Source organism: Vibrio sp. SALL6 (assembly GCF_002002385.1).
GTDB classification, from domain to species: Bacteria; Pseudomonadota; Gammaproteobacteria; order Enterobacterales; family Vibrionaceae; genus Vibrio; species Vibrio parahaemolyticus.
Genome location: NZ_MQVK01000010.1, coordinates 23,683 through 39,345 on the forward strand (window position 1 = coordinate 23,683; position 15,663 = coordinate 39,345).

At 46.6% G+C, this 15,663-nt stretch carries 11 protein-coding genes; 9 read left to right on the plus strand and 2 right to left on the minus strand.

Annotated elements, in window-relative coordinates; translation table 11 throughout:
* Window positions 1-60: 60 nt before the first annotated feature.
* A complete protein-coding gene (gene prmB / locus BIW15_RS06575; RefSeq protein WP_005457652.1) occupies window positions 61-993 on the plus strand; it encodes a 50S ribosomal protein L3 N(5)-glutamine methyltransferase in 933 nt (310 codons plus the stop codon).
* A 176-nt stretch (window positions 994-1,169) separates the two neighbouring features.
* Window positions 1,170-2,255 (plus strand): chorismate synthase, encoded by a 1,086-nt coding sequence (gene aroC, locus BIW15_RS06580; RefSeq protein WP_005457714.1) that lies wholly within the window; start codon window positions 1,170-1,172, stop codon window positions 2,253-2,255.
* A gap of 71 nt (window positions 2,256-2,326) precedes the next feature.
* On the opposite strand, the gene BIW15_RS06585 is transcribed toward aroC, so the two are convergent.
* Window positions 2,327-2,950: a trimeric intracellular cation channel family protein gene (locus BIW15_RS06585; protein ID WP_005457667.1), complete on the minus strand. Its 624-nt coding sequence runs from the start codon at window positions 2,948-2,950 to the stop codon at window positions 2,327-2,329.
* 332 nt (window positions 2,951-3,282) lie between these two features.
* Here BIW15_RS06585 and BIW15_RS06595 point away from each other — a divergent pair, with 332 nt between their 5' ends.
* From BIW15_RS06595 to BIW15_RS06610, 3 genes are all read left to right on the plus strand, one after another.
* Complete coding sequence (locus tag BIW15_RS06595; protein ID WP_021449889.1) at window positions 3,283-3,813, plus strand: elongation factor P hydroxylase; 531 nt, start codon at window positions 3,283-3,285, stop codon at window positions 3,811-3,813.
* A gap of 24 nt (window positions 3,814-3,837) precedes the next feature.
* Window positions 3,838-4,101, plus strand: a complete 264-nt coding sequence (locus tag BIW15_RS06600; RefSeq protein ID WP_005479532.1) for a YfcL family protein — start codon at window positions 3,838-3,840, stop codon at window positions 4,099-4,101.
* A 279-nt stretch (window positions 4,102-4,380) separates the two neighbouring features.
* The gene (locus tag BIW15_RS06610) at window positions 4,381-4,905 is read left to right on the plus strand and encodes an NADPH-dependent FMN reductase (RefSeq protein ID WP_021486928.1); all 525 of its coding nucleotides are present in this window, start codon (window positions 4,381-4,383) and stop codon (window positions 4,903-4,905) included.
* Window positions 4,906-5,009: 104 nt separating this feature from the next.
* Here BIW15_RS06610 and mnmC read toward each other — a convergent pair whose 3' ends face one another.
* Window positions 5,010-7,028 (minus strand): bifunctional tRNA (5-methylaminomethyl-2-thiouridine)(34)-methyltransferase MnmD/FAD-dependent 5-carboxymethylaminomethyl-2-thiouridine(34) oxidoreductase MnmC, encoded by a 2,019-nt coding sequence (gene mnmC / locus BIW15_RS06615; protein WP_077280715.1) that lies wholly within the window; start codon window positions 7,026-7,028, stop codon window positions 5,010-5,012.
* A 128-nt stretch (window positions 7,029-7,156) separates the two neighbouring features.
* Here mnmC and fabB point away from each other — a divergent pair, with 128 nt between their 5' ends.
* The 4 genes from fabB (at window position 7,157) to BIW15_RS06640 (ending at window position 15,647) form a co-directional block, all read left to right on the plus strand.
* Complete coding sequence (fabB, locus tag BIW15_RS06620; RefSeq protein ID WP_005460738.1) at window positions 7,157-8,368, plus strand: beta-ketoacyl-ACP synthase I; 1,212 nt, start codon at window positions 7,157-7,159, stop codon at window positions 8,366-8,368.
* A gap of 398 nt (window positions 8,369-8,766) precedes the next feature.
* Complete coding sequence (locus BIW15_RS06630; RefSeq protein WP_005494418.1) at window positions 8,767-9,900, plus strand: 4-phosphoerythronate dehydrogenase; 1,134 nt, start codon at window positions 8,767-8,769, stop codon at window positions 9,898-9,900.
* Window positions 9,897-10,910, plus strand: coding sequence for an aspartate-semialdehyde dehydrogenase (locus BIW15_RS06635; RefSeq protein ID WP_005460137.1), 1,014 nt, complete (start codon window positions 9,897-9,899; stop codon window positions 10,908-10,910). Before BIW15_RS06630 ends, BIW15_RS06635 begins: the two co-directional genes overlap by 4 nt.
* A 198-nt stretch (window positions 10,911-11,108) precedes the next feature.
* On the plus strand, window positions 11,109-15,647 hold the full coding sequence (locus BIW15_RS06640; RefSeq protein ID WP_077280716.1) for a FimV/HubP family polar landmark protein: 4,539 nt from the start codon (window positions 11,109-11,111) through the stop codon (window positions 15,645-15,647).
* Window positions 15,648-15,663 lie beyond the last annotated feature (16 nt).

Below are 15,663 nucleotides of genomic sequence, written 5' to 3' on the forward strand. Positions count from 1 at the left end.
GGTAAACAATTTCATTAATAAACTTTATTGGCAGTATTGTAGCGCTTTTCGGAGGCAATTTTGGATAAGATTTTTGTAGAAGAGGCGGTATCGGAACTGCATACCCTTCAAGATATGATTCGTTGGACGGTTAGCCGCTTTAATGCAGCGAACCTGTTTTACGGTCATGGTACTGATAACGCGTGGGATGAAGCCGTTCAGCTTATCCTGCCAACCTTATACTTGCCGATCGATGTGCCTCCGCATGTATTGAACTCTCGCCTAACCACAAGTGAGCGTCTACGCATTGTTGAGCGAGTAGTAAAACGCATTAACGAGCGTACGCCAACGGCTTACTTAACCAACAAAGCGTGGTTCTGTGGTCTTGAGTTCTTCGTTGACGAGCGTGTTCTTGTGCCACGTTCTCCAATTGGTGAATTGATTCAAGCGGAATTCCAACCTTGGCTGGTAGAAGAGCCAACTCGAATCATGGATCTATGTACGGGCAGTGGCTGTATTGCGATTGCATGTGCGCACGCATTCCCTGAAGCAGAAGTTGACGCGATTGATATCTCAGCGGACGCGCTTCAAGTTGCAGAACAAAACATTCAAGATCACGGCATGGAACAACAAGTGTTCCCAATCCGTTCGGATCTGTTCCGCGATCTGCCAAAAGAGAAATACAACCTCATCGTGTCTAACCCACCTTATGTGGATGAAGAAGACATGAACAGCCTGCCACAAGAGTTCACGCATGAACCTGAGCTAGGTTTGGCTGCGGGTACCGATGGCCTGAAATTGGTTCGCCGTATTCTTGCGAACGCGCCAGACTACCTAACTGATGACGGTATCTTGATCTGTGAAGTGGGCAACTCAATGATCCATATGATGGACCAGTACCCACAAATTCCATTCACTTGGATTGAATTTGAAAACGGTGGCCACGGCGTATTTATGCTGACTCGTGCGCAACTGGTTGATTGTGCAGAAGAGTTCAAACTGTACAAAGACTAATCCGTCTTTCCCAAAAACCTCAAAACACCGAGCCTGATGCTCGGTGTTTTTTTATGCATAACTCATCGATATTAACTCTTTACATCAAAACGTAATAAAGCCACTATGAATCCACGAAGAATTGGAAAGCAGTTGCGCTCAATCAGAGAGCGTGGCGACAATAACTTGAGGAAGTAATGGCAGGAAACAGTATCGGACAACATTTTCGAGTGACAACATTCGGAGAAAGTCACGGTATCGCACTGGGATGTATCGTAGACGGATGTCCTCCGGGATTAGAAATTACAGAAGCAGATCTGCAAACGGATCTCGACCGTCGTCGTCCTGGCACATCACGTTACACCACACAGCGTCGTGAACCGGACGAAGTTAAAATTCTTTCTGGCGTGTTTGAAGGCAAAACCACAGGCACTTCAATCGGCCTGTTGATCGAAAATACCGATCAACGTTCAAAAGATTACTCAGACATCAAAGATAAGTTCCGCCCGGGACATGCTGATTACACTTACCACCAAAAATATGGCATTCGTGACTATCGAGGCGGCGGCCGTTCGTCAGCCCGTGAAACTGCGATGCGTGTGGCTGCAGGTGCAATCGCGAAGAAATATCTGAAAGATGAATTTGGCGTAGAAATCCGCGCTTACTTGTCACAAATGGGCGATGTTTCTATTGATAAAGTCGACTGGGACGAAATTGAAAACAACGCATTCTTCTGCCCAGATACAGACAAAGTGGAAGCGTTTGATCAACTGATCCGCGACCTAAAAAAAGAAGGCGATTCAATTGGTGCGAAAATTCAGGTTGTTGCAACCAACGTACCTGTTGGCCTTGGTGAACCAGTGTTTGACCGCTTGGATGCAGACATTGCGCACGCGCTAATGAGCATCAACGCGGTGAAGGGTGTTGAAATTGGTGATGGTTTTGATGTCGTAAACCAAAAAGGCAGTCAGCACCGTGACCCACTTTCTCCGCAAGGTTTTGGTAGCAACCATGCTGGTGGTATCCTTGGTGGCATCTCGACTGGTCAAGACATCGTTGCGAATATTGCACTTAAGCCAACATCAAGCATTACGGTTCCGGGTGACACGATCACTAAAGAAGGAGAACCCACTCAGCTCATCACGAAAGGTCGTCACGACCCATGTGTCGGCATTCGTGCTGTGCCTATTGCTGAAGCCATGCTGGCGATTGTTGTGATGGATCACTTACTGCGTCATCGTGGGCAAAACCACGGCGTAACGACAGAAACACCAAAGATTTAAGTTTGGTGCTCTAAATACAAAGAAAAGGTTGCTCATGGAGCAACCTTTTCTTTTTTGTTCTTTTTCTTAACTTAGTGGAGCGAGCTTTCGGTTTCCAACTGGAAAGAAGGCAAACGCCACTTAAATCGAACCGCTGCCATACGAAGTACGTAACCCACAACAAGGGTAACAATGGTTGCTGTTACGTCTGGCACGCTGAATTCCAGTAACGCAAGGTAAAGGCCGGATGCAATCAACGCGATAGAAGCGTATAGCTCCTCATGCAGTACCAACGGAGTTTGGCGACAGATCAAATCGCGAAGTAAGCCACCAAATACGCCAGTCACCAATGCAGACACCATACAGATGCCTGGGTGCAAGCCCATGCCCATCGCAATCTTGGTACCGATGATGCTAAATACAATCAAACCCAGTGCATCAAGACGAATGAACAAGCCTTTTAGTTTGATCACCCATTTCGCGAGGCCAGTCGTTAGTACGCCAGCAACACAGGTGATAGCCAGAAATTCAGGATTCTTGACCCAACCAAGAGGGTAGTGGCCCAATAAAATGTCACGCACTGTGCCGCCGCCAATGGCTGTCGCACTCGCTACCAACATAACGCCAAACCAGTCCATTTTTCTTCTACCAGCGCTTAACGCACCTGTCATGGCTTCAGCCGTGATACCAATGATATACAACACACTTAGCAACATAGGGGAACACTCAAAGTAAAAAGTTACCGTTTATCCATTACAAAATGGTTAGGGCAGTAACAACACTTACAAACGGCTTAATCAGTCTTAAAAAGTGATTAAAACCAGCAACATGCTCATAATCAAACTGCTTGAAAAACAGCAATTTGAGTGGCACCAAAATAAGGCGAGAGTGTATTAGTAAATGAGTACGCTGACGAATGAGAAATTGTATTGAGAAAGGTCGGTTCAGATAAACTCAACTAATAACCAAAACTGTGGGATGCCTTTACCTTATTTGCAAAAACAGCGACAATGCGCAGCGCATGTCAATTTGAAGTACAGACTCGACGATGACCCACGAATACCAAGATCTAATCACCATTTTCAATGACACTTTTCTTGAGCAATTCAACACCACGCTAGAGCTTGGTGGTGATGAGCCTATTTATCTGCCAGCTGATGATGAGCATCCTCACCATCGTATTATTTTTGCTCGAGGTTTTTACGCTTCTGCTCTGCACGAAATCGCGCACTGGTGTGTCGCTGGTCCTGAACGTCGTTTAATGGAAGATTTTGGCTACTGGTATGAGCCGGATGGACGCACTGAAGCCGTACAAGCTGAGTTCGAAAAAGTAGAAATTCGCCCTCAAGCTTACGAATGGATTCTTGCCACGAGTGCTGGCTTCCCTTTTACGGTCAGTTGTGACAATCTACACGGCGATTTTGAACCAGATAGGCTTGGCTTTATGCAAAAAGTGCATAAAGAAGTATTAGGTATTTTGGAAGCAGGTTTGCCACCGCGAGTGAAAATGCTTTCGGACGCCTTACGTGCGTTTTACCAAACTAAGCAGCTGGAAGCGTCTGATTTTAGCGTTAAGTAACCCAAATAACCTCAGAGAAACTCCATGATTATTGAATTTGAAGAAAAACTACTAGAACTGATTGATGCTCGTATTGAAAACGCATCTGATGATGAACTGTTTGCTGGTGGTTATCTACGTGGTCACATCTCTCTGTCTGCCGCATCTTGTGAAGAAGACGGCATCAACGATGTTGAAGAGCTAAAATCTCGTATCGCGAACAGCCTAGAAGAAGCACGTGCAGAACTGACGCCTGCGGATCGCGTGATTGTTAGTGATCTATGGCAAGAACTGCAATCACAAGCATAATATCTACGAATTGCAGTAAATGAGTGCTCAGTGTAGCTGAATGAAAGCCTGTTAACCTTGTTGTGACTATTTTTTTCAACGGGTTATATCAAACGTCACCTTATTCTAGGCGTGCTTCTTGGCTATTTCTGAGCATATCTTTTCTATCGTTATCTCGCCTTTTAATTGAAATCAACTCCTTCGAAATATTCGAATCTCTCCATAAGATTTTTGTGGTTGTTGCCAGCCTGTTTAACTTTTATTCTGCAAAGCATAAAACGTGAACAAAGGAATATAACCATGAAAATTGTCGCATTCGGTGCTTCTACCAGCTCAACCTCAATCAACAAAACGCTTGCTACTTACGCAGCTCAACAAGTAGAAGGCGCACAAGTGAGCGTGTTGGATTTAAACAACTACAACGTTCCAATGTTTAGTGAAGACAAAGAGAAAGAAATCGGCCAAGCGGAAGGCGCAATCGCTTTTTTACGCGAGCTAGAGCAAGCTGATGCCATCGTTGTATCATTTGCAGAGCACAATGGTTCTTACGCAGCGGCTTACAAAAACTTGTTCGATTGGGCAACGCGTATCGAGCGCAATGTGTTCCAAAATAAACCGGTCGTTTACCTTGCGACGTCACCGGGCCCTGGTGGTGCACAAAGCGTACTAGCGGCGGCAACGGGTTCAGCGCCATTTTTTGGAGCGGACGTTAAAGCGTCGGTTTCGGTACCAAGTTTTTACGAGAACTTTGACTTGGAGTCGGGTGAGATTGTAAATCAAGAAATTGCAGAGCAAGTGAAACAAGCCGTCGCATTGCTCAAGTAATACGTCATTAAAAAAGAGATTCCCGGCGCGTGATTTCGCGGGCTTGGGAATCTCTTATTCCTTATCTACTTAAATATTTATGTAGTTGTCTGCTTGATGCCGATTTAAAGCTCGGTAATCGCTTTACCTTTACGTAATTTGCGTACCCACATACGGCTTGGGTGAAGTTCTGTCAGCACATCGACAGGGAGTGGCAGTGGATCGCCACAAATTTGAGATGCTAGCACTTCTGCCAACAGAGGCGCAGAGCTTAGACCTCGAGAGCCTAAACCTAAGAAGCAGAAAAGGTTAGGGAATTGGTGAATCGCTTCAACCTCTTCTTCTGCTTGATTTTGCAAATCTGCATATTGCGTTTTGATTGTGTCGAAATCACCCACGTTCCCAACAAACGGCAGATGGTCTCGACTCACGCAACGAATACCTTGGCGTGACAAATTGCCCGATGTATCCACTTCTTTGGTCCATTCCTGATTTGGAATGCATTTGACCAACTTTTCTACGTTATCTCGTTGTGCGTTTTCATCAAACTCATAGTCTAAATGACTGCGATCGTAACTGGCACCAATGCAAAGGTGTTGGTTATTTGGGTTAACAGGCGTCATGTAACCGTCGTAACACAGTACAGTTTTGAGTTTAGATAGGGTTTTTGTTGCTGGCGCGTGACTCACTTGTCCTTTTACTTGTCCCATCGGTAAGGCTTCAGTTTGGCTTAGTGTTTGGAACTCGTTGCCGTTAGCAACTACAACGGTTGAATGTTCGAAGTTCTGGCCGTTCGCCTTTAATGTCCAAAGCTGACGCGCTTCGTCCCAAGTTAGTGACTCGACTTGATGCTCGAACTTCGCTTCAAAAAGATCGGTTTTTTCTAGTTGAGTAATCAGCCCGCGAGTTAATTCCGCAGGGCACAACCAACCGCCCATTGGGTAATGAACCGATGCCATATCAATGGATAAGCCGATTGTCTCCGCCGTTTCTTCCGCAGACAATTTACGAATGAGCGCTGGAGTGAAGTTTCCCACCAGCATTTTCTCTAGTTTGTCTGTGGATTTGTCATCCCACATCAATTGAGTTACACCACACCAATCATGGTCAAAATCGATTTCTTGCGCTGCTTGCTCGACAAATTGACGTGCGAACAAAAATGCTGGCGCAAACACACGAGATACACCTGTATGCGGGCCATTAAGCAGAGGATAAACGGCACCTTGACGGTTGCCAGATGCCCCTTCGGCTGGTTGAGTGTCTTTGCAGTAAAGCGTGACGTTTTGGCCACGACGAACCAACGTTTTCGCTAACGCCGCGCTGGCAATACCGCCTCCGATTATGGCAATCGAATCAAGATTGCTGGAGGCCGTGCGATTGAACCACGCAAGATGGTTCGATTGCTTTTCGCGTTGTTCCATCGAACCTGCGATCATTTCACGCTTGGTGCCAAAGCCTTTGACTTTTTTCATTGCAAAGCCAGCTTCGTTCAATCCTCGACGCACAAAGCCCGCCGCGGTAAAAGTGGCAACTGTACAGTCTTGCTTGGCTAACTTAGCCATGTTGTTGAACAGATTTTGGTTCCACATTTCTGGGTTTTTACTTGGTGCGAATCCATCTAAAAACCAAGCGTCAATCAAACCTTGTTCGTTGTATGGGACTTGCGGCATGCAGTCTTTGATGTCGCCAAACCAAAGGTCGAGTGTAATTGCGCCATCTTCAAGCACAATGCGGTGACACTCAGGTACGGCAGCAGGGTAGTGCTTTTGCAGCTTTTCTGCATACTCAGCCAACTCCGGCCACGCTTCATGTGCTTTTTTCAAATCCGCTAGGCTTAGCGGGTATTTTTCAAAACTAATGAAGTGCAGCTCTTTTAGCGCTGCATCTGGGTGGTTGCGACGAAATTCATTAAACCATTGCCATACAGCAAGAAAGTTCAGTCCCGTGCCAAATCCGGTTTCACCAATAACAAAGCGTCTTTGGTCAAATTCCTGCCATCTTTCTGGGAGATGATTTTGTTTGAGGAAAACGTAGCGTGTCTCTTCAAGACCGTTTACGTTAGAAAAGTAAACATCATCAAATTGGTCAGAAACCGGCGTGCCAGCTTCGTTCCAACCAAGTTCAGCATTTTTAATTGAAGTCATAATGGTGCAAATTTGTGATTTGGCGCGGTAAGAATGGGGCGATTGTACGAATTTATGGGAAAGCTGACCACTTTTGTTGACTATCTTAGTTATCATCTAGCGGATTTTTGAATTATAGGAATGTCATAATGAAACGAGTCGTAATCACCGGTATGGGTATTGTTTCAAGTATCGGTAACAACGTCGAAGAAGTTCTAGCGTCTCTTAAAGCGGGCAAATCTGGCATCACTGCGTCTGAGCAGTTCAAAGAACACGGTCTTCGTTCGCAAGTTTGGGGTGATCTAAAAATCAACCCTGCGGAGCATATTGACCGTAAACAGATGCGCTTTATGGGTGATGCGGCTGCTTATGCATACCTATCAATGCAGCAGGCGATTGAAGACGCTGGTCTAACTGAAGAACAAGTTTCAAACGATCGTACAGGTATCGTTGCTGGTTCTGGTGGTGCTTCTGCATTAAACCAAACAGTAGCAACCGATATTATGCGCGAGAAAGGCGTAAAACGCGTAGGCCCTTACATGGTTCCTCGTACTATGTCTTCTACCGTATCAGCATGTCTTGCGACACCATTTAAAATTCGTGGTGTGAACTACTCAATGAGTTCAGCTTGTGCGACTTCTGCACACTGTATCGGCCACGCAATGGAGCTTATCCAACTTGGCAAACAAGACATCGTGTTTGCAGGTGGTGGTGAAGAGCTAGACTGGTCTCAAACGATGATGTTTGATGCGATGGGCGCACTATCAACTAAATACAACGATACGCCAGAAAAAGCGTCTCGTACTTACGATGCAGACCGTGACGGTTTTGTTATCTCTGGCGGCGGCGGCATGCTGGTTATCGAAGAACTTGAGCACGCTCTAGCACGTGGCGCGAAAATCTACGGCGAAATCGTAGGCTACGGTGCGACTTCTGATGGCTACGACATGGTAGCACCTTCAGGTGAAGGCGCAGTGCGTTGTATGAAGATGGCAATGCAAGACGTTGACAGCATTGATTACGTTAACACTCACGGTACGTCTACTCCAGTTGGCGACGTGAAAGAGCTAGGCGCAATCCAAGAGCTATTTGGCGACAACAGCCCAGCAATTTCTGCAACAAAAGCGATGACAGGTCACGCTCTAGGTGCGGCTGGTGTTCACGAAGCGATTTACTCGACTCTAATGCTAGACAACAACTTCATCGCGCCAAGCATCAATATTGAAAACTTGGATGAAGCGGCAAAAGGTCTGGATATCGTGACAGAAGCTCGCGACGCAGAGCTAACGACAGTCATGTCAAACAGCTTTGGCTTCGGTGGTACCAACGCAACATTGGTTATCAAAAAATACCAAGCGTAATCAACACCAAAGCTAACTGAATTTGTTGGTGTTGTTCATTGTGATTTGAACGCCAACAAACCAGTTTCCAGAGCTTGATCAGTCAAACTGATCGAACAGACGCAGACTCTATCCCAAGGAGAGCGGGATAGGATCCTTTTGTTCTGGAACTTTGCCCGGCTAATTTAGCCGGGCTTTTTCTTTTCTCATCATTCCGTTTTTTCGTGTTACTCATGTACTTTCCCTGTAGGGAAGTCCGTGATGCCGATTGTTGCTATCTCGACAAACCAAGCGATTCTCCGCCTTGAGGTTTATTGGGTTTATATCTTGAGATTTTTCCCGAAAAGGGCACAATCGCCATAGCTTCGCTTTTTGCGAATAAACAAACTCATAAAATGGATCTTAAAAACGCTGGCGCTATGAAAATTATTGTTGATGAAAACATGCCGTACGCTGAAGAGCTATTCAGCCAACTTGGTGAAGTGATTCTAAAACCGGGTCGTACCCTGACTGCTGATGACCTTATTGATATCGATGCTCTGATGATTCGATCGGTAACCAAAGTAAACGCTGAACTGATCAGCAAAGCGAACAAGCTCAAGTTTGTTGGTACGGCGACAGCGGGTATGGATCACGTCGACCAAGCTCTTTTGAAAGAAAAGGGCATTTTCTTTACTGCAGCACCAGGTTGTAACAAAGTGGGTGTTGCCGAGTATGCGTTCAGTGTCATGATGGTACTCGCGCAGCAACAAGGTTTTTCGGTCTTTGATAAAACCGTAGGTATTATTGGTGCAGGTCAAGTGGGTAGCTATCTAGAGAAGTGCTTGAAAGGCATGGGCATCAACGTCCTTATCAACGACCCATTCAAGCAAGAGGCGGGTGATCCTCGCAGCTTTACCCCGTTAGCTGAGCTTATCGAACAATCAGACATCATCACACTACACACGCCAATCACTAAAGACGGCCTGCACCCAACGCATCATTTGATTGACGAGAAAGTACTGAACGGTCTTCGTGGTGATCAAATTCTTATCAATGCGGCGCGTGGCCCTGTGGTTGATAACCAAGCATTGAAGCAACGTTTAATGAAACAAGATGGTTTCACTGCGGCATTGGATGTCTTCGAATTTGAACCAGAGGTTGATATGGAGCTTCTGCCTCTGCTAGCATTCGCAACCCCTCACGTTGCAGGCTATGGTCTGGAAGGGAAAGCTCGCGGTACGACAATGATTTTCAATAGCTACTGTGAGTTCTTAAATAACGAATTACGTGCGCATGCCAGCGATTTACTGCCAACTGCGCCTGTTCCAACGATGATGTTGGACAGAGCATGGGATGAAGCAACACTGCATAACATCACACAGTTAATCTATGATGTGCGTAAAGATGACGCTCTTTTCCGACGTGAAATCAGTAAGCCAGGTGCGTTTGACCTGATGCGTAAAAACTACTGGGATCGCCGCGAATACAGCGCTGTCACGTTAGTGGGAAATGAAACATGCAACCTTGCACCACTAGCAGAACTAGGTTTTCAGATTGAGGTAAGTCAATGAGCCAGCAATACAATGTTGCCATTTTGGGTGCGACCGGTGCGGTCGGTGAAACAATTTTAGAAGTGCTTCAAGAGCGCAAGTTCCCAGTCGGTGAACTGTTCCTATTGGCAAGTGAGCGTAGCGAAGGCAAGACTTACCGTTTCAATGGTAAAACCGTACGCGTACAAAATGTAGAAGAGTTTGATTGGTCTCAAGCGCACATCGCTCTGTTCTCGGCTGGTGGCGATCTATCTGCAAAATGGGCGCCAATCGCAGCTGATGAAGGTGTGATTGTTATCGACAACACGTCACACTTCCGTTACGAGTACGACATTCCTCTTGTTGTGCCTGAAGTAAACCCTGAAGCGATTGCTGAGTTCCGTAACCGTAACATCATTGCCAACCCAAACTGTTCGACTATCCAAATGTTAGTCGCACTTAAACCAATCCACGATGCAGTCGGTATTGAGCGTATTAACGTTTCAACTTATCAATCGGTATCAGGTGCAGGTAAGGCGGGCATTGATGAGTTGGCTGGTCAAACCGCTAAGTTGCTAAATGGTCTGCCAGCTGACAAGAAGCAGTTCTCACAACAGATCGCGTTTAACTGTATTCCACAAATCGATCAGATGATGGAAAACGGCTACACCAAAGAAGAAATGAAAATGGTGTGGGAAACTCAGAAAATCTTTAACGATCCTTCAATCACCGTAAACCCAACGTGTGTTCGTGTGCCGGTGTTCTACGGCCACGCAGAAGCGGTTCACGTTGAAACTCGTTCACCAATCGACGCGCAAGAAGTAATTAACCTTCTTGAGCAAACCGAAGGTGTAGAAGTATTCCACGGTGACGATTTCCCTACACAAGTTCGTGATGCGGGCGGTAAAGATCACGTAATGGTTGGCCGCATTCGCAACGATATTAGCCACCACAGCGGCGTAAACCTATGGGTTGTGGCTGACAACGTGCGCAAAGGTGCAGCAACGAACGCTGTACAAATCGCCGAAGTACTGATCCGCGATTACTACTAAGTTAGTGGTATAAGAAACGTAAAGCCTCGCACTAAGCGAGGCTTTTTTGTTCGAACGATGTAAATTTGTGTGAGATTAGTACGAATATGGCGAGAGCCACACATTTTTTATCCCCAAAGCTATAGTTTTGCGTGGTATATCCGATATATTTAACCGATCACCATTTCAAATTGTTTCTAGCACAAAACTGAGCCTTCTATGCGTCAAAATTATAAGCGTTTGTTAGCAGCCCTTGTGTTGATGAGCGCGACTCAGACATCGTCAGTGGTTCAAGCCGAAGGAATTCGTCTCGTTGGGCCGTCTGGTGAAGTGCAATCATCTCCGAGCTATGCTGAAGAGATCGAACGAGCATTACCTACTCCACCTGAGAATACTCAGCCTTCGCGCTTTTTCGGCCCGACAGGTGAAAACCAAACACTGTGGTCGATTGCTTCTGAGTTAAGACCGTCACGTAATGTCTCGGTACAACAAACGCTTCTCGCCATTTATCGAATCAACCCTCAAGCGTTTGACAATCAAAACATCCACGAGCTGATCCCAGGCAGCCGTCTTCGTGTTCCTTCATTAGAGCAAGTTCGCAGTGCGACGACTGAACAAGCTGTTGCCATTATGAAGGCGCATGAGTTACGACTAAAACAACCCAAGCCAGAAAAGCCAGCTCCAGTTAAACAGATAGAGGTTAAACCTAAACCTGTTGCAGAGCCGACTGCGCCAAAACCGCCAGTTGTTACTCCACCAAAACCTGAACCAGTTAAACCCGTTGAAACGACAGCAAACGTGCCACCAGTTTCGACGTCACCACAAGGTGAAAAGCAGGTTAGTGATCTAAAAGACAAGCTGCAGGGCTCGCAAAGTGAGCTTGAATCACTAGAAGAGAAAAACCATCGTCTGCGCCTCATGTTGTCTCAAGTTCAGAGCGAAGTTGAAACACTCAAAAGCGAGCTTAACGACGAAGAGCGCATTCGTTCGGAAGTGGAAAAGCTGTTGGCAGAAGAGCGCCAACGTGTTGCTGAGCAGCAACGCATGCAGCCAAGTACGATGGATAAGATTCTATCCAATGGTTGGCTAGTCGGACTTGCAGCTCTGATTCCCGGGGCACTGCTAGCGTTGTTGGTTGTCATGCTACTTGGTCGTCGCTCGAAATCGAAAGAAGAGGAAGCAGCGCAGCAGCAGATACAAGATATCGATCCGCTTGCGGCTCCAATTGGTTTAGCCGCAGCTGACCAACTTGATGATGAGCTCAGCCTAGACGATGACTTGTTTGGTGATGATGACTCTGAACCGCTATTAGAGCAGGATGAGAAAGCTGAGCTTGAAGAAGATGTCTTCGCAAACCTAGATGACGAAGAACTAGACTTCAACTTAGAAGGCGATGACGGCGAAGATCCATTTGCCGGTATCGGCGATGATGGTGATTTAGACGTTGGATTTGACGAGTTTGATTCTTCAACGAGCGGCATTCAAGTCAATGGCGACGAGAAAGCGCTGGGCCTTGAGGAGATGGAACGTGCGCTTGATGAAGTGACGCCAGAACTTGAAGTGCTCGACGAAGACGAAACAGGCTTCGACTTGTCCGACGACGATAACGCTATTTCTGATGATGAATTTGCCAAACTTCTTGCTGATGATGAACCATCGGAAGACCTTTCAAGTGGCAGCGTTGATCAAGCGATGCTGGACGATTTATTCGCAGAACTTGGCGACGATGATTTAGATCTTGACGTTGAAGATACCAAGCCAGAGCAGCAAGTCTCAGACGAGGATTTCTCGGCAGGAGAGGCGTCGGATGACGATATTGATAAGCTATTAGCTCAATACGATCAACCAGCAGAAGAAACATCAACTGAGCTTGACCCACTTGATGAACTCGAAAGTCTGGCGGGTTTGACTGATGACACCGATATCGATGAAAACAGCACTGAGCTACTCGACGAATTGATCGATTTCGATGAAGACGAAACCGAGGAAGAGTTCGATCCGCTCAACGAATTGGAAGCGCTATCTGATTTTGAGGCTGAAGAAGTAATTGAGGAACTCGACGAAAACAGCGTTGATTTACTCGATGAGTTACTGCAAGACGACGATGATGAGCCCGTTTTAGAAGACGAGATCACGACCGAGCTCGACCCATTCGATGATTTGATTCGTGAGGATGAGGCAGTCACTGCTGATGAGAGTCAGTTAGACGATGACTTGGTGGCTGATTTTGGTTTTGAAGAGATCGAGCCTCAAACGGAACAAAATAAAGCGCTTGAGCCAGAAGAAGAAAAGCCGCTAACCGTGCAGGTTGAAGAAGACGCCTCTGAGTTAGAACTTGAATCTGGCTTAGATATCGACGCTCTGCTGAGTGAGGCGCAGCCACAACCACCGGCTGCATCAGAACCAGAACTAACGAAATCATTCCAAGAAGAAAGCGTCCCGTTTAATAGCAATGACTTCTTAGGTGATCTTGAGGAAATGTCACCAGAGCATGATCCTCTGATGACTGAGCTGGATGAACTGTTTGAATCTGACAACACCGTTCTTGAAGAAACTGAGCAAGAAAGTGCAGATTTTGCCGCCGAGCTAGACGCACTTCTGGAAGGCAAAGAAGGTTTTGCTGAAGAGTTAGAAAACTCATCTGTCAAAGAAAATTTGATGCCATCGGCTGAAGAGCTGTCCTCTGAAAATGGTGAGTATCAACTTCGCGACGAACAGACTGAACCAGAAATTACCAGTAAAGAGGAAGAACCTGCATTCACGCCAACGCCGAATACCGTTGAGAATGAATTTGGCGTTCCTCAAGAAGAAGACTGGTTGCTAGACGACGTTGAGCCTGAAGCTGAAAACAAACTTGAACAAGAACCTGTCGCGGCAACGTCCACTGACGTTGATGAGGACGAGTTCAACTTTGATGAATTGGAACTGCCAGAGTTCGACGAAGAAGATGCATTGGCATCCATGGCGGCCGAGCCTGAGCTACCAGAAGCTGAAGTTCAAACTGCAGAGCCGACCGCTGACGCGGAAGAAGAATTCAACTTCGACGAACTGGAACTGCCAGAGTTTGATGAAGAAGATGCATTGGCATCCATGGCGGCTGAACCTGAGCTACCAGAAGCTGAAGTTCAAACTGCAGAGCCGACCGCCGAAGCGGAAGAAGAGTTCAACTTCGACGAACTGGAACTGCCAGAGTTCGACGAAGAAGATGCGTTAGCTTCAATGGCCGATGAGCCTGAGCTACCAGAAGCTGAAGTTCAAGCAGCAGCGCCAACCGTTGACGCGGAAGAAGAATTCAACTTCGACGAACTGGAACTGCCAGAGTTCGACGAAGAAGATGCGTTAGCTTCAATGGCCAGTGAGCCTGAGCTACCAGAAGCTGAAGTTCAAGCCGCAGCGCCAACCGTTGACGCGGAAGAAGACTTCAACTTCGACGAGCTGGAACTGCCAGAGTTCGACGAAGAAGATGCGTTAGCTTCAATGGCCGATGAGCCTGAGCTACCAGAATCTGAAGTTCAAGCCGCAGCACCAACGGCCGAAGCGGAAGAAGAATTCAACTTTGATGAATTGGAACTGCCAGAGTTCGACGAAGAAGATGCATTGGCTTCAATGGCCGATGAGCCTGAGCTACCGGAATCTGAAATTCAAGCCGCAGCACCAACGGCCGAAGCGGAAGAAGAATTCAACTTCGACGAACTGGAACTGCCAGAGTTTGATGAAGAAGATGCATTGGCATCTATGGCCGATGAGCCGAAGTTGCCAGAATCTGAAATTCAAGCCGCAGCGCCAACCGTTGACGCGGAAGAAGATTTCAACTTCGACGAACTGGAACTACCAGAGTTCGACGAAGAAGATGCATTGGCATCGATGGCTGATGAACCTGAGCTACCAGAATCTGAACGTGAAGCGGCAGCACCAGCAGCCGAAGCGGAAGAAGAGTTCAACTTCGATGATACTGAACTGTCAGAGTTCAGTGAAGAAGATGCTATTGCGGCTATGGCTGAAGCATCATCTTCATCAGAATCAGAAGTTGCGCCTAAGCCAATTCTCCAGGCAGATAATGACCATGATGCGCTTTTTGAAGTCTTCGCTCAAAACAGTTTTGATCAAGAGGTAGCGCAGCCAACTGCTATTGAATCTCCATCTGAGTTAGACGATTTTGATGAATCAACGATGGCTAACTTACTTGCAGATGAGCCAAGTGCTGAAGCGTTTGATGGCAAACTCGACAGCGACACCATTGCAAGTGCAGGCATGGATTTCGAAACCATGTTGGATGTCGGTGATGACTGGGATGGTTTTAAGCCAGCATCAGACATGCCTGAACCATCGGTTACGGAAGAAGTCCCTGAAGACCAGCAAGAAGTGTGGAGTTCGAGCGAAGCGCTGACTCAACCTGAAATCGCGCAAGAGAACTGGGCCGAGCAGGAAGATCTTGATGACTTTGACCCTAAGAAAAATCAGTTTATGACTATTGATGAACTGATGGCTCAAGTGGACAAAGAAGGTGGTGAGTTTGAAGAGCAAGAACTGATGCTTGATGTCGGTTTGAATGAGTTCCCTGATGTGATTGGTGATATCGGTGACGTTGATGTAGATACCAATGCAGAAGCAGCAGGTAAGTTGGACCTTGCTAAAATCTACCTTGAAATGAACGATCCTCAAGGTGCGATCAAACTGTTAGAAGAGGCGATAGTTTACGGTGAAGATGACATTCGCCGAGAAGCGAAAAACCTCATCGATACCATAAACGGTCGATAAATCAAAAAGGGTAGCG